Below are 14,863 nucleotides of genomic sequence, written 5' to 3'. Positions count from 1 at the left end.
CGGTCGGATACCTTCGAGCGTGCCCGGCCGTCCGGAGCCCCGAGCCGATGAGAGTGGGAGAATTCTCGCCATGTCCGACCAGCGGCCCTTCCTTCACGCCGAAAGTCCACAGGAGCACGCGAGGCTTTTCCTCGACGCCTTCAACGCGGGCGACCTCGACGCACTCGACCGTATCTACACCAGCGACGCGATCGCCGTGTGGGAGCCCGGCAACCCGCTTTCCGGGCAGGCCCGTGCCGACGCGCTACGGGAATTCCTCGCGTGGAAACCCCGGATGACCGCCGAACTGCGCGAGTCGTTCGTCGCCGGTGACACGGCGCTGCTGATCGTCGACTGGTCCATCGACATCCCCGCCCCCGACGGTGTGGAGCGTATGAACGGCACCGGCGTCGACGTGCTCCGCCGGGGAGCGGACGGCGCATGGCGCTTCGCCGTCGACAACCCCTTCGGCGGGGCGCCGCCGGCCGCCTGAGGAGATCCGCGATCGGCCGCCGCCGGGAGCTGTCGGCCGTTCACGGGGAATCCACCCGGTGCCCACGGCGGGGGAGCGGCGGAGGTTACCGGGCCATGACCGCGGGCTGGACCGTGGCGGGGATTCCGCGGCTATGGTCGGGCCATGGCCTCAGACCGGACCTCAGCATTCCCCGAATCCGAACCGGAGACCGAACTCGCCGACCCGATGATGCTCCAATGGCTGGGTTCCCTCGGTTTCGGTGTCGAATATGTGCGCGGCGGGGGAAATACCCTCCACTTCCTCGACGGGGCGGGCGAAGAGATTCCCGTCATCGACTTCGCGGGCGGCTATGGATCACTCATCCTCGGCCACAATCATCCCGATATCGTGCGGGCCGCCCGGGACTTCCTGGACTCCGGCAGCCCCGTCCTGGCACAGGGCTCGCTCCAGCCTGCCGCGAGCGAGGTCGCGAAGACGCTGAGCGCCATCGCGCAGCGTGAGTTCGGGGCGAGCGAGCCCTACTTCTCCGTGTTCTCCAACAGCGGCGCCGAATCGATCGAGGTGGCGCTCAAGCACGCCGAGTTCGACCGGGTCCTCGCCCTGCGGGCGGTGACCGAGGAGATCGCGCGGCATCTGGACGAGGCCCGTACCGCGGTCCGGGACGGCCTCGCCGAGGTGACGGCCCCGGCGTTCGACGCCCTGGGCGTCGTCGCGCAGGACCGTGCGGCGGGTGCCGCGGGATTCGAGCGGCTGGCCGCCGCCGTCCGCGCGGAGAACGCCCGGCGTACCGCGAGGCCGCCGCTCTTCCTGGCCCTGAAGGGGTCCTTCCACGGCAAACTGGTCGGCAGCGTCCAGCTGACGTACAACGCGGCGTACCGGGAGCCGTTCGCGGCGCTTGCCCCACCGGCCCGGTTCATCGACGTCGACCGGCCCGAGGCCCTGCGCGAGCTCTTCGAACGGGAGCGGGGCACCGTCCTCGACGTCGTGGTCGACGGGGGCGGGATCGCGGTGGTCGAGCGGTCCTTCCCGGTCTTCGGCGCGTTCTTCTGCGAGGTGATCCAGGGCGAGGGCGGTATCCGGGAGATGACGCCCGAGGCCGCCCGGGAGATCGAGCGCGCGTGCTCCGCCGCGGGGTGTCCCGTCGTCGTCGACGAGATCCAGAGCGGTATGGGCCGTACCGGCGCCTTCTTCGCCAGCTCCCGTATCGGTCTGCGGGCGGACTACTACACCCTGGCGAAGAGCCTCGGCGGAGGGATCGCCAAGACGGCGGTGACCCTGGTCCGCGGCAGGCGCTACCGCCCGGAGTTCGAGCTGGTGCACACCTCGACCTTCGCGAAGGACACCTTCTCCTCCACCATCGCGCTGCGGGTCCTCGAACTGCTGGAGGCCGACGAAGGGCGGGCCTACCGGCTGGCGCGGGAGTGGGGCGAGCGGCTGACCGCGATGTTCACCGCGCTGCGGGGGGAGTTCCCGGGGGTGGTGAAGGACGTCCGGGGCGCCGGCTTGATGCTCGGACTGGAGTTCCACGACCAGTCCGGGGCGCAAGCGCCGCAGATCCGTGCGGCGGCCCGCGCGGGCGTCTTCGGGTACGCCGTCTCCGGGTATCTGCTCACCGCGCACCGCATCCGGACCTTCCCCACCGCGAGCGCCGTGCACACCCTGCGCTTCGAACCGTCGGTGCTTCTGACCGAGGCCGAGGTCAGCAGGCTCGGTGAAGCGCTGCGGACGCTCTGCCAGATCCTCCGGGACCAGGACGGGCGGGCGTTCACCGGCGGTTGAGGTCCCGCCGGGCGCCCAGGGGGAGACATCGCGCCCCCACAGCTGCCTCCCGCCGGGGGAGGGCGACGGCCAGGCCGCGCCGAAGGGCCGCCACTACCTGCCGCTGGACGGCGACAGCAGGGGCTCGGGCGCGGCCCGGTCGGCGCTCCGGACGATACGCCGCGGCGCTCCCATGCTCAGCAGGGCGCGGACATAGCGGCGCCGCTCGTCCGGCTTCTCCACCGGGCCACCGCTCACCCGGGCGGGGAACCACCGGGCGGGCCCCTTGCGTTCGCTCAGCGCGGGCAGCAGCAGAAAGTCGGCCAGTTCGTCCACCGCGGCGTCCGAGAGCGCCTCCAGTGTGATCGTCGTGGCATGCCGCTTGCCGCCGCCCCAGCCGGGCCGCCGGTGCAGCAGCTGCGGACGTGCCGACGCGACGACGATGAGCGGCACCCACCACAGATCGGTCAGCCCGTCGATGAACTCCAGCAACTCGTCGTCGGCCCGGTGGAGGTCGTCGATGACGAGGACGAGAGGGTTCCCCAGCTCCGGTTGCTCCAGGAACCTGCGCCATTCGTCGATCTCCACCGCAGTGTCCTTCGGCGGGACCGGGCCCGCGCCGGGATCGACGAACGGGATCAGACACTCCTTGAGCCAGCCCACCTGCCCCTCGGTGTCATGGTCGACCAGCCGGCGGAAGGAACTGAGGAGTTTGTCCGTCGCGAGCTGCCGGGAGTCGCCCGGCAGAATGCCGCAGAGGGCGTTGACCATCGCGCACTCCAGGGCATGGACCTCGCTCGGGACCGGCTCCGAGGCGGTCGCCGCGGCCGGGTCCGAGGCGGCTTCCGGCACCTGGAAGCGGGCCAGGCACGACCGGTCGGCCACCTCCCGGCCGACCTCCGTGAGGAAGCGCGACTTGCCGGTTCCCGCGTCGCCGAGCACGGTCACGAGATGCGAGGTGGAGCGGTGCCGGGCGAGCTCCACGAGCTGCCGGACGAGCCCCAGCTCGAACTCCCGCTCCACGGTGGGCAGGGACTCCTCCCCGAGCGCGCCGTCGACGATCCACTCACCGGTGGTGTCGTCGAGCCGGTGGCCGACGAGCGCCGTGGTGGCCCGGCGGGTCTCGTCACAGACCCGGATCTCGTCGTCGCCCGCGTGGAAGAGCAGGGCGTGCGCCCGGCCGAGCAGGACCCCGGAGAACGTCAGCGGAGCGCCGTCGGAGAGTCTGCTGCGTACCAGTACCTCGCCGGTGCCCACCGAGGCGCGGACCGACACCCCCGGGGGCAGCGCCCCCGCGCCGGACCGCAGTTCGTCGGCGATGGCCAGCCCGGCCAGCACCGCTCGCTCGGCGGAGCCCTGACGCTCCGTCTTGTTGCCGAACAGCAGCACCGTGACGGAGCCCAGGGTGGCGCTGACCGCGCCCCCGAAGCGCTCGGCGGTGTCCCTGACCCGTGCGGCGATGTCGTCCAGCAGATCGTCCGCCTCGGCCCCGCGGCCGCCGACGGCACCCTCGGCGAACCGGGACTGCACCAGCAAGGTGCTCACCCACTCGCGTGCGCCGGACTCGGCCCCGGGTGCGGGAACGCCGTAGACGGTCCACCGGTCGCTGTCGGCCGGCTGCCGCTGGGACGGCACCGTTTCCTCGCGTGACGCGGCGGATACCCGGGGAGCGGCGGCGAGTTCGGCTCCCGTCCGGCCCGGCCGGCAGGCGTCCGCGCCGGGCAGCGTCAGTGCGGGGTCGTGGGCCAGGATCGCCTGCTGGAGCGACTGGAGGTCGCGGCCCGGCTCCAGTCCCAGCCTCTCCACCAGTGCCGTGCGCACCCTGCTGTAGACATGGAGCGCGTCCGACTGGCGGCCACCCCGGTAGAGGGCCAGCATCAGCTGCCCGCAGGAGCGCTCCCGAAGTGCCATGCCCTCCACCATGGCCTCCAGTTCGCCGAGCACCGCCAGATGACGCCCGCACGCCAGCTCGGCCTCGAAGTAGTCCTCCATCGCGTCCCATCGCGCGTTCTGCGCGGTGGTCAGCTCGGGCCAGGAGATGCCCGCTTCGACGACATCCGCCAGCAAGGGGCCGCGCCACAGCGACAGCGCGCCGCGCAGTGTCAGCGCGGCCCGCTCGGGCTCACCGGCCGCGAGCCGCGTCCGGCCCGCCTCCACCCGGCTCCGGAAACGGAAGAAGTCGATGTCGTCGGGGTCGACCCGCAGCTTGTAGCCGGGGGGCTGGGTGACCAGCGCGGGTGTCCCGTCCGGCGGCCCCGACGTGGTGAGTGCCCGCCGCAGACCCCATACGGCGTTCTGGAGCACCTTCCGGGCGGAGACCGGGGCTTCCCCTACCGGCCACAAGGCATGCAGCAGTTGACTGGTCGCGACGGCCCGATCGGCCTGCAACAGCAGATAGCCGAGGGTCGCCTTCTGTTTGGTCCCTCCGAGTGCCAGCGGGCGACCGTCGTCGAAGGCTTCCATGGGCCCCAAGATCTGAAACTCCACCGTCGCTCCCTAGCGCGTCACGAAATGTGGTGTATTCACTTGATACGAACTGGCCGGATCCAGGAAGTGTGGGTGCGGCGAAAGTGAGAGAAATGTGGAAGGCCGTACGCGTGGGGCGGCGCGGGTCCGAAAGAAGGACGTCCGCGGGCCAGCTTTCCGGCCGTGTATCCATCGAACGAATATTCGGTAATCCTGGAATGGTATGCACCTCAGAGTATGTGCGATCCATACGGAAATCAATTGCCTTTGGATGGCGGATGCCACCGCACGCGCATCGCGTCCGCGCGGCGGGCGAGTGGATTCACAGGAGTCACTTCCGTTTCGGTGGATGCCAGGCTCATCACCGCTCGCCATGCGGTCCGTCGCCGTGCCGAACGATTCGGGTTACCACTCGATGAATCCAGCGTGAGCGGGTGCCCAAAGGTGTCTTCCCAGCCCTCGGGAAAATTATCCGCGACGCCCCGGACCTGACCGTATGAATCCCTATTCGATCCCTTCGGATATCCGGCGACCGCACCGGGACAGGCGAATCAAGTATTTCCGGCCAGGGCTGCCGGATCCGATCCCATTGGCTCGATGAATGGTTACCGCCTCATGACTGCGCTCTGACGCGGACGGCGCCGGTACTCGGGTAGGGTCCCCGGTAAATCGCCGATGCCAGGCGCTTCTTCCGATCACCGCCACGCCAATACTCTGCAAAAGAGGCATGCCCGTGGAAAAAATAGCCGAGGCTGTGGCAGCGAACACGGCCCCCGCAGGCCATTCCCCACTCTCCGCGATGCCCAGCACCAGAGAAATCATCCTGGCCGTCCTCTCCCTGAGCCGCACGGCCACCGCCACGCCCCCGGAGCGTCCCCGGTCCGTCGGGGCGGCCTCATGACACCGCCGCCCCCCGACCACGCGCGGACCATTCCCGGCGCCTTGCGGACACGCAGCGAGAAACAGCCCGACGGGACCGCCTACGTCTTCCTCCGCGACGGCGAGGAACCCGGCGAACGGCTCACCTGGCGGCAGCTCGACGACGCGGCGCGCTCCCGGGCCACCGTCTTCGAGGAAGCCGGACTGGCCGGCCGCACCGCGATCCTGCTCCATCCGTCCGGACCGGAGTTCATCCGCGCCCTGCTGGGCTGCATGTACGCGGATGTCGCCGGTGCCCCCGTCCAGGTCCCCCGGCGCCGCCAGGACGTCGAGACGCTGCGCCGTATCGCCCATGACGCGGGCACGACCACGGTGCTGACCACCGCCGAGGTCGCCCGGGACCTGCGGGAGCGGTTCGGCGGTCTGCCGGAGCTCGCCGGACTCACCCTGCTCGCCACCGACACCATCGCCTCGGCACCGCGCGACGTGACGGCCCCGAGGGACGACCGCGACCTTCGTCCCGAAGGCATCGCCCTGCTCCAGTACACCTCCGGCTCCACCGGCGACCCCAAAGGCGTGATGGTCACCCACGCCAACTTCCGCTGCAACGCCATGGAGACGGAAGCCCTCTGGCCCCTCGGACAGGACGGCGTCTTCGTCTCCTGGCTGCCGCTCTTCCACGACATGGGCATGCTGTTCGGCGTACTGCTCCCGCTGTGGACCGGAGCACCGTCCTATCTGATGGCGCCCGGCGCCTTCATCCGCCGCCCGGCCCGCTGGCTGGAGGCCGTCTCACGCTTCCGGGCGACCCACTCGGCGGCACCGAGCTTCGCGTACGAGATGTGTGTGCGCGCCGCCCGCGAGGGCCGGACCGCACGGGTGGGCGACCTCTCCAGCTGGCGGGTGGCCGGCAACGGCGCGGAACCCATCCGCTGGAGGACACTCCGCTCCTTCTCCGAGACCTTCGCCCCGTACGGCTTCGCCGCCCGCGCCATGGCCCCCGGGTACGGACTCGCCGAGAACACCCTCAAAGCCACCGGCACACCCCAGGACCGCGAACCCACCGTGCTGTTCCTGTCCGCCGACGCCCTCGGCCAGAACCGGGTCCGGCCGGTGAGCGGGACCGACGACGACGCGACACCGGTGGTGAGCAGCGGAGTTCCGGTCCTGGACACACAAGTGCGCGCCGTCGACCCGGTCACCCTGGAACCGTGCCCGCCGGACGTGATCGGTGAGATCTGGATCAGCGGACCGTGCGTCGCCGCCGGATACCTCGGCAGGCCGGAAATGAGCGAGGCGACGTTCCGCGCCCGGCTGAGCGGTACCGCCGCCGACGCCCCGTCGTCCGCCGGGGCGCCCGGGACCCATCTGCGTACCGGCGACCTCGGATTCGTACGGGACGGCGAACTGTATGTCACCGGCAGACTCAAGGACATCATCATCCGCCAGGGCCGCAACCACTACCCGCAGGACCTCGAACTCACCGCGGAGTCCGCGGTGTCCGGCCTGCACCCCAACTGCGCCGCCGCCTTCTCCACCGACGACGGCACGGCCGAGCGGCTGGTGGTCGTCGTCGAAGCGGACGGCAAGGTACTCAGGGAGCCGGGGGAGCGGCTGCTGCGCGCGCACGTCCACGACGCGATCCGCGAACACCACCGCCTGGCGGCGGACGACATCCTGATCGTCCGCCGCGGCACGCTGCCCCGCACATCGAGCGGCAAGGTACGGCGACGCGAGTGCGCACAGCGGTACACGGACGGCACCCTGCGCTCCGCCGCCGTCCCCCCGCCCGCCGCACCCGTACGCTCCGCGGAGGTCTCCCGATGACCGGCCCCGGCCCCGCGAAGCCCCCGCCCCCCGAATCCGGCGACAGCGACGGCGGGACCACCCGGGAGCGGCTCGCCGAACTGGCCCGACGCCGGGCCCTGCTGAGCCGACCGGAGGATTCCCGGGCCGTCGAGCGTCAGCACGCCAAGGGCAAACTGACGGCGCGCGAACGTATCGAGGCCCTGCTCGACCGGGGCTCCTTCGTCGAGCTCGACGCCCTCGCCCGGCACCGCAGCCACAACTTCGGCCTCGAACGGGACCGGCCCCTCGGCGACGGGGTGATCACCGGATACGGCACCGTCGACGGCCGCCGGGTCTGTCTCTTCGCCCAGGACTTCACCGTCTTCGGCGGCTCCCTGGGCGAGGTCTTCGGCGAGAAGGTCGTGAAGGTGATGGACTTCGCCCTGCGCACCGGCGCCCCCATCATCGGCATCAACGACTCCGGTGGCGCGCGCATCCAGGAAGGCGTCGTCGCACTCGCCCTCTACTCCGAACTGGGCAAGCGGCATGTGGACGCCTCGGGCGTGGTGCCGCAGATCTCCCTCATGACCGGCCCCTGCGCGGGCGGAGCCGTCTACGCCCCCGCGATGACCGACTTCGTCGTCATGGTCGACGGCATCTCCCATATGTTCGTCACCGGACCGGAGGTGCTGCGCACCGTCACCGGCCAGAGCGTCGACCGCGAGACCCTGGGCGGCGCCCGCGTCCACAACACCGTCTCCGGCGACGCCCACTACCTGGCCGCCGACGAGAAGGATGCCTTCGCCTACGTACGCCAGCTCCTGGGCTATCTGCCGTCGAACAACATGGAGGACCCGCCCGTCCACCACGACCCCGGCTGGACGGACGCGACCAGTGCGGCGGATCTCGCCCTGGACCGGCTGATCCCCGACGACCGCAACCAGCCCTACGACATGCTCAGCCTGGTGCAGACCGTGCTCGACGACGGTGAACTCCTTGAGGTGCAGCCGCTGTTCGCCCGCAACATGATCTGCGGATTCGGTCGGGTCGAGGGCCGCAGCGTGGGAGTCGTGGCCAATCAGCCGGCCGTCATGGCGGGTGCGCTCGACATCGACGCCAGCGAGAAGGCGGCACGGTTCATCAGGACCTGCGACGCGTTCCACGTCCCGCTGCTGACCTTCGTCGATGTACCGGGCTTCATCCCCGCCCTCGAACAGGAGCGGAGCGGGATCATCCGCAGAGGCGCGAAGCTCTTCTACGCCTATGCCGAGGCGACCGTGCCCATGGTCACCGTGGTCACCCGCAAGGCATACGGCGGCGGATACGGGGTGATGGGCTCCAAGCACCAGGGCGTCGATGTGAATCTCGCCTGGCCGACGGCCGAGATCGCGGTCATGGGAGGCGAGAGCGCCGTGGGAGTGCTCCACCGGCGGGCACTGGAGGCCTCCGACGACCCGGACGCCGAGCGCGAGCGGCTGCGCGCCGCGTACGACAAGGCGCTCTGCAATCCGTACATGGCCGCCGAACGCGGCTATGTCGACATGGTCATCATGCCTCATGAGACCCGTCGGCAGACCGCCGCGGCCCTGCGGGCACTGAGGGACAAGCGCGTCACCCGGTCCCCGCGCAAGCACGGGAACATCCCGCTGTGAACCCGGCCCGCCCGCGGCCCGTCCGGATCCTGCGCGGCACGCCCACCGACGAGGAGATCGCCGCCGTACTGGTGGTGCTACGGGTCCTCACCGCCGTGCGGACCCGGCGCGCCGCGGATCCGGGGGGGAGCGAGCCGCACCACGGGTACCGGCGTACGCCCTGGGTACGTCGGCAGCCAGGCTGGCGCGGTCCGGGTGTCTGGCGGCGGAGCGGCTGGCACTGAGCGGCTCCGGGAAGGGCCCCGGCGGGGGAGAGGGGACCGGCGGGCTCGGCCCCGTCACGACCCCTCCGGCACGATCGCGGAGGCCGTGCCGCCCGTCCCGCCCGTGCCCGTCTGTCCTGCCCGTACCACCTGTCCGGCCCGTGTCGCGTGCCCTTCCGCCCGGACCTTCCCGGGCGGTCGGCCCCGGAGGGGCTGTCAGTCGGCCGGGCGCTCCGCCACGATCAGGACATAGCCCACCTCGGACAGGGTGGCGGCCTGGGAGAAGGAGTCGGCCGAGGCCAGGAACTCGATGTCGGCGCCTTCCTCGACCGCGGCTCCGGCCCGTCCCAGGAACTCAGGGATCTCGATGAAGGAACGGCGGACGTTCTCGCCGATGTCGGTGAACTCGACCACCTCGAAACCGGCCCCCCGCACCGCGGACCAGTGCTCGTCCGGCCCGGCGACCGACGGAGCCTGGAACACCTCGCACATATGGTCGACGATCTCCTTGGCCGCCCCGGTGGGCGGACGGCGCAGCAGGAAGTCGGAGATGACGACCCGTCCGCCCGGACGCAGCGTCCGGCGGATCTCACGGAGCGCTTCCGTCCGGTCCGACATATGAGTGAGCGATTCGATGGCCCAGGCGGCGTCGAAGGACGCGTCGTCGAACGGCAGCGTCATGGCGTCCGCGAACGCGAAGCGGACCCGGTCGCCCAGTCCGGACCTCGCCGCCCGTGCCTGGGCCAGCTCGATCTCCTGATGGCTGATCGACACCCCGACGACATGCGCCCCGGAGGCCGCGGCCAGCCGCAGCGCGGGTCTGCCGGTGCCGCAGCCCACATCGAGCAGCCGCCGCCCCGACCCGGCCCGTACCCGCTCCGCCACCAGATCCGTGAGCCGGTCCGTGGCCTCCAGGAACGAGCTGCTGTCGGAGTCGCCCTCCCAGTAGCCGAAGTGGATGTTCCCGTCGGCCGCCCCGTCCACGAGCTCGGTGTTCCGGTCGTACAGCCCGCCGACGCCCGCCGCCGGGTGCGCGGCCTCCTCGTCTGCGTGTTCGTCGGTGTTCACGTTCATGGGGGCTCCCTGCTGGAGTTGACGAACGGTCGGGGAAGACCTATCAGGCGATACGTAACCGCCCCGCCTTGTTCCCCGCACGACCGGTAACCGCGCGGGAACCCACCGGCACCCCGGGGGTGTCGCGGAGCCCCCGGCGGCGCTCCGGCCCGGCGGCGGTGTGCTTCCGCCGCTTCGGGGGAACCGGGTCCCCGGCGGACGCGGAAGGGCCCGGGGGGCCTCGGGCGTCCCGGTCGGCGGAGGTCAGGCGTCGGTGACGGCGAGAGTGAGGACGACGCCGCTGGCGGGCTGCGTTCTCCGCAGCGCCTTGCGCTGGAGGTCGACCAGGTGGAACTGCCATGTGTACTTGCGGGCGAGCAACTCGCGGACCCCGGACGGGTCGTCGAGGAGTTCGGCGGTCCCCTCGGCGCTGTGGGCGCCCTCGCGGACCCTGCCGCGTGCGTCGCACACCGTGATCACCACCCGGGGGTCACGGCGCAGCCGTTTGACCTTCCACGAGTCGCTGGGCGTCCAGACATAGAGCTTCCCGTCCTCCTGTGCGAACCAGACGGGCGTGGCGACCCCCGTCCCGTCCGCCCGGAACGTGGTCAGGCTGATGTGCCGCGCGGTGGTGAACGGATCGGCGCTCATGCTGTCGGGCGCCGATCCGTCGGGGCTTCAGTTCCGTGCACCGGTTCAACTCCTTGGCGTCGGTGGTCGGGGGGCCGTACGCGGTTCCCGATGGGCTTGTGGTCGGTGGGACAGGTACGTGGGCGACCGGAGCAGCCCTTCGGCCGGTGTCATGCCGTTCGGCCCGGCCTTCTGAGCAGTTCGACCAGTACCGAGATGCTCTGGTCCCGATGGCCGTCGGCGATGGCCCGCCGGAGCAGGTCCTGGACGGGAGCGAGCCAGGCGACATCGATGCTCGCCCCCTCCTCCGACGCGCTGTCACGGACGAGCGACTCGATCCCGTCGTGGAAGATGCCCACCGAGGAGGCGGGATCGCCGTACTCGCCGGTGTCGACCTCTTCCGCGAGGGCGGGAAGGATGGCTCCGATCTTCTCCAGCCACGCGGCGGCGTACGGCGCCAGACTGCTCGCCGGGCGGCCCCGCGCGGTGATGAGGGCGACGCCCTGGAGGAATCCGAGGAGGGTCGGCAACAGGATGCCGCCCAGCGCCGAGTCGTACAGCGCCGCGCTGTCCGGCTCGGCGCCGAGATGAACGGTGTCGCCGCCCAGCGCGCGCAGTGCCGCCGCGTGGTCGCCGAAGGTGGCGTCGTCACCGCCGTACAACAAGAGCGTGTCGGGCGCGCCGACGGCCTCCGGCACACTCATGACCGCACCGTCGAGGAACGCCGCCCCGTGCTCCGCCGCCCAGCCGGCCATCTCGCGCGCGCCCTGGGGGGTGCCGCTGTTCAGCGTGACCAGCGTACGGCCGGCCAGCGCCTCGACCGCCGGTCCCAGACAGCGACGTGTGACGTCGTAGGTGGTCAGACAGGTGACGATCAGTGGACTCGCGCGGACGGCCGCTTCGACGGCCGCCTCGTGCACCGCGCCCTTCTCCATGAGTCGCGCGGCCTTCGCGGGGCTGCGATTCCACACCGTGGTCGGATGCCCGGTCCTGATGAACGCCTCCGCGAGCGCGGCACCCATCGCACCCAGCCCGATGACCGTCACGGGTGCGTGCTTCTCCCCAGCCATGTGCGACTCCAGTCCACCGTCATGCTCTCGGATTGTTTCGGAATCCTCGAATCACGGATATCGGTCAGGTCTGTTACCGGCCCTCGTCGCCCATGGTGCGCCTTCGCCGGGTTTCCAACAAGGGCGCGTATTCGGCTGTGTCCACCTCTCACCCCGGGGAGCGAAGGACGACCCGTCGACGGAACTCGATTGCCCAAGTACGAGAAATTACCGGCGAATGAGAGCGGGATGAACACCCCTCGCTCCGATTGCTGTCAGCATTTCTCCACGTAGCCATGTTGTAGTGCGGGTGACTTCCCGACGCGGGCAGGTAACTGTGGCGTCGGTCGTACGGTCGCGACGCCGAGGTCAACCCTTCCGCGGTCCGATCACCCGACGCATGATCGCGGGCCTGGCCAACGCCAGCGGGCTGTCCAGCGCTCCCGCGACGCGAACGAATGCGGCCGCTACCGTCGCGTCATGCTGCGCGGCCGCCACCATACGGCGCAGATACCATGAAGCGACTCCCGAACCGGGTGCCCGGAAGCCCTTCACACCAGGAAGGAAGGAGTCGGAGAGGCTTGAGAACAACCACGGTTCGAGCACCACTCGCGCAGCGTCCCGGAAGAATCCTCGATGGATACCGTCGAGCCCTTCACGCAACCGCTCTTGAAGAACCAGCGCATACGCTGCCGAAGACATGATTCCCGTACCGTAAAGGGGATTCAGGACCGCCAGAGCGTCCCCTGTCACCAACAGCCCCTCGGGGAAACGTGACAGCCGGTCGTAGCGGCGCCGAAAGGTCCTGGGCACCTGGAAGGAATGCACCTCGGGCGACACCCGCGCCGACCGGATGACCTCCCACACATCGGGAGGGGCCAGGGCCTCCGCCTGGGCCATCAACCGGTCGGGGTCCACGCTCGGACGGTGATCGCCGTAGCCGAAGACCGTCATCGTCCACTGCCCCGCCTCCTGGACGGTGAAGTAGAAACCCCGTGGGCGATCCAGCTTCGGTCCCACCACGATCGCCCGATCGTGGCCCAGTACGTCCGGCGCGCACTCCACCAACCGGCTCGCGTAACCCAGGTTCACCTGCACCCGGTCCTCCCGGGGTGCCTCATATCCCATCTCGCCCAACCAGCCCCGGGCGCGGCCTCCGCGGCCTGTCGCGTCGACCACCAGCTCCGCCGTGAGATCCTCGGCCTCGCCGTCGTCGATACGAGCGATTCTGACCCCCGTCACCCGACCGGGCGGGCCGGAGATCGGGGCCACCGCCTCCCATCCGAACCGAGTCGTCACATTCGTATGAGCGCGTACCCTTGAGCGAATCCCTTCCTCAAGAAACGGCCTGCTCGCCCACACGGTTTCCAGTTCGCTCTTCGACTGGCGGAACTGATGGCCGTAGTAATTGATCCGATGCTGGTCCAGCATCCCCACGCGGAGCCCGCCGCTCGCGATGAACTCCTCGCCGAGCCCCGGAAACAAACGCTCCAGCAGCGGTGCCGCTTTCAACGCGAGAACATGCGGATGCCATCCCTGTGGAACGCCGCGCCGTGGATCCGCGCTCCCGCCGCCATCACGCTCCACCAGCGTCACTCGCTCAAAATGACCCGCCAGCACATGCGCGGCCATCAACCCGCTCATCCCGCCGCCCAGCACCACCGCATTCATCCCCAACACCAACCCCACCCCTTTCAGTTGGTCGGCATGCAAGCCGGTGCCCGCTCGCCTCTTTCCCTCCCCGATATCGGCCATGTCACCCCACCGCTACACCGCTACCACCCGAACGGGCGACCGTGGAACCGATGAAAACCCGTCAAAATATCCGCCCGCTCAAATCCGGTCCTATGTGGGCCGACTTGTGAAGGTCGCGAATCATGAGCAGCCCGAAGGTGAAGGAATCCGGAGTTCGCACGAAATCCTGCCGGTCGGTGATCGCTAGCGGCGTGCCGGGCAGGAGCGATGCGGGGAGCGGGGGTCAGCACCGGCTGGATGCGGGGCGGAGGCCGACACGGGCCGCGGGGCGGGGAGGGTATGTCGGGCCGCCGTCCGGCCCTGCGAGGCCGGGAGGGTGTGGCGGGGTGCGGTCGAACCCTGTGAACGGGGTGCGTGCGTCGGCCGTCGTCGGAGCGAGGCCGAAGCCGTCACGCGGCCGTGGGTCCGCCCGGCGGCGACGGCCCGGGGGTCACTCGTCTCGCTGGGCGGCCATGACGTGATCGCGGGCGCCTTCGACATGCGCGGTGATCACGCGGCGCAGCGCCGCCGCGTCACGGTCGCGCAGCGCGTCGACCATCCGCTGGTGTTCGTCGTCGATGCGGTCGAGGTCGTGGCCCGAGCGCGCCCAGCGCCGGCTGTACGGCTCGACGAGGTGCAGCAGCTGGTCGACGAAGCGCAGGGTGAGCCGTCGCTCGGAGAGGGCGTAGATACGCCGGTGGAACTCGTAGTTGAGGGAGGCCCGGCCCGCGGCGTCGCCGCCCTGGCGGCGCATCTCGTCGGCGAGGTCCTGGAGTTCGTCGATGTCCCGGTCGCGGCAGCCGCGCACGATCTCGTCGGCCAGGTGCGGCTCCATCTGGAGGCGCAGTTCGAAGAGTTCGGCGATCTCGCCGTGGCTGAGCTCGGCGACGACCATGCCGCGCTGCGGCCGCACTTCGATCAGGCCCTCGGCGGCCAGCGTGTGCATGGCCTCGCGCAGGGGGATGCGGCTCACCTTCAGCTCGGTCGCGAGCTTCTCCTGCACCAGACGGGTGCCCGGGAGCAGTCCGCCGTCGCGGATGGAGGTGCGTAGCCGTTCGGCGATGACGCCGGCGCTGTTGCTCGTGCGGGGGGTCCGTGCTGCTCGGGTCACCTCGACACTCTATCCCGGTCTCTTGTGCACCCACGTAGCGGCTGTATACATTCACCTCTCCAGTCGCAGCGACTGTATACAGCCGC

11 protein-coding genes are annotated in these 14,863 nt (G+C 70.4%); 5 read left to right on the top strand and 6 right to left on the bottom strand.

The features are described from left to right. The first annotated feature begins 70 nt into the window (after positions 1-70). Complete coding sequence (locus tag AB852_RS15245) at positions 71-472, top strand: YybH family protein (protein WP_073788348.1); 402 nt, start codon at positions 71-73, stop codon at positions 470-472. A gap of 144 nt (positions 473-616) precedes the next feature. Continuing rightward, the gene (locus AB852_RS15240) at positions 617-2,233 is read left to right on the top strand and encodes an aspartate aminotransferase family protein (protein ID WP_073788346.1); all 1,617 of its coding nucleotides are present in this window, start codon (positions 617-619) and stop codon (positions 2,231-2,233) included. Between the two features lie 93 nt (positions 2,234-2,326). Here the strand turns inward: AB852_RS15240 and AB852_RS38615 are convergent, their stop codons facing one another. Next, complete coding sequence (locus AB852_RS38615) at positions 2,327-4,675, bottom strand: ATP-binding protein (protein WP_107499244.1); 2,349 nt, start codon at positions 4,673-4,675, stop codon at positions 2,327-2,329. Between the two features lie 900 nt (positions 4,676-5,575). On the opposite strand from AB852_RS38615, the gene AB852_RS15230 reads away from it, so the two are divergent. Genes AB852_RS15230 through AB852_RS15220 form a run of 3 tightly spaced genes read left to right on the top strand, consistent with a single transcriptional unit; the run spans position 5,576 to position 9,221 of the window. Beyond that, the gene (locus AB852_RS15230) at positions 5,576-7,384 is read left to right on the top strand and encodes a fatty acyl-AMP ligase (protein WP_073788344.1); all 1,809 of its coding nucleotides are present in this window, start codon (positions 5,576-5,578) and stop codon (positions 7,382-7,384) included. Further along, entirely contained in the window at positions 7,381-8,997 is a 1,617-nt protein-coding gene (locus AB852_RS15225) for an acyl-CoA carboxylase subunit beta (protein WP_073788341.1), read from the top strand. The genes AB852_RS15230 and AB852_RS15225 overlap by 4 nt, the downstream gene beginning before the upstream one ends. Continuing rightward, the gene (locus AB852_RS15220) at positions 8,994-9,221 is read left to right on the top strand and encodes an acyl-CoA carboxylase subunit epsilon (RefSeq protein WP_073788339.1); all 228 of its coding nucleotides are present in this window, start codon (positions 8,994-8,996) and stop codon (positions 9,219-9,221) included. The genes AB852_RS15225 and AB852_RS15220 overlap by 4 nt, the downstream gene beginning before the upstream one ends. Positions 9,222-9,416: 195 nt before the next feature. Here AB852_RS15220 and AB852_RS15215 read toward each other — a convergent pair whose 3' ends face one another. The 5 genes from AB852_RS15215 to AB852_RS15195 all read right to left on the bottom strand — a co-directional run bounded on the left by AB852_RS15215 (position 9,417) and on the right by AB852_RS15195 (position 14,777). After that, complete coding sequence (locus tag AB852_RS15215; protein WP_079184624.1) at positions 9,417-10,274, bottom strand: class I SAM-dependent methyltransferase; 858 nt, start codon at positions 10,272-10,274, stop codon at positions 9,417-9,419. Positions 10,275-10,517: 243 nt separating this feature from the next. Then, entirely contained in the window at positions 10,518-10,904 is a 387-nt protein-coding gene (locus AB852_RS15210) for a PPOX class F420-dependent oxidoreductase (RefSeq protein WP_073788337.1), read from the bottom strand. 149 nt (positions 10,905-11,053) lie between these two features. Further along, on the bottom strand, positions 11,054-11,953 hold the full coding sequence (locus tag AB852_RS15205; protein WP_073788336.1) for an NAD(P)-dependent oxidoreductase: 900 nt from the start codon (positions 11,951-11,953) through the stop codon (positions 11,054-11,056). Positions 11,954-12,301: 348 nt separating this feature from the next. Further along, positions 12,302-13,687: an FAD-dependent oxidoreductase gene (locus AB852_RS15200; protein WP_079184623.1), complete on the bottom strand. Its 1,386-nt coding sequence runs from the start codon at positions 13,685-13,687 to the stop codon at positions 12,302-12,304. Between the two features lie 430 nt (positions 13,688-14,117). After that, positions 14,118-14,777 (bottom strand): GntR family transcriptional regulator, encoded by a 660-nt coding sequence (locus AB852_RS15195; RefSeq protein WP_073788334.1) that lies wholly within the window; start codon positions 14,775-14,777, stop codon positions 14,118-14,120. Positions 14,778-14,863: the final 86 nt, after the last annotated feature.

Source organism: Streptomyces uncialis, assembly GCF_001905345.1.
Classification (GTDB): Bacteria; Actinomycetota; Actinomycetes; order Streptomycetales; family Streptomycetaceae; genus Streptomyces; species Streptomyces uncialis.
This window is presented reverse-complemented; position numbering and strand designations above follow the sequence as displayed.

Coding starts and splice junctions, on each gene's coding strand:
- AB852_RS15245 (WP_073788348.1), top strand. CDS start 71: ATGTCCGACCAGCGGCCCTTCCTTCACGCCGAAAGTCCACAGGAGCAC.
- AB852_RS15240 (WP_073788346.1), top strand. CDS start 617: ATGGCCTCAGACCGGACCTCAGCATTCCCCGAATCCGAACCGGAGACC.
- AB852_RS38615 (WP_107499244.1), bottom strand. CDS start 4,675: ATGGAAGCCTTCGACGACGGTCGCCCGCTGGCACTCGGAGGGACCAAA.
- AB852_RS15230 (WP_073788344.1), top strand. CDS start 5,576: ATGACACCGCCGCCCCCCGACCACGCGCGGACCATTCCCGGCGCCTTG.
- AB852_RS15225 (WP_073788341.1), top strand. CDS start 7,381: ATGACCGGCCCCGGCCCCGCGAAGCCCCCGCCCCCCGAATCCGGCGAC.
- AB852_RS15215 (WP_079184624.1), bottom strand. CDS start 10,274: ATGAACGTGAACACCGACGAACACGCAGACGAGGAGGCCGCGCACCCG.
- AB852_RS15210 (WP_073788337.1), bottom strand. CDS start 10,904: ATGAGCGCCGATCCGTTCACCACCGCGCGGCACATCAGCCTGACCACG.
- AB852_RS15205 (WP_073788336.1), bottom strand. CDS start 11,953: ATGGCTGGGGAGAAGCACGCACCCGTGACGGTCATCGGGCTGGGTGCG.
- AB852_RS15200 (WP_079184623.1), bottom strand. CDS start 13,687: ATGGCCGATATCGGGGAGGGAAAGAGGCGAGCGGGCACCGGCTTGCAT.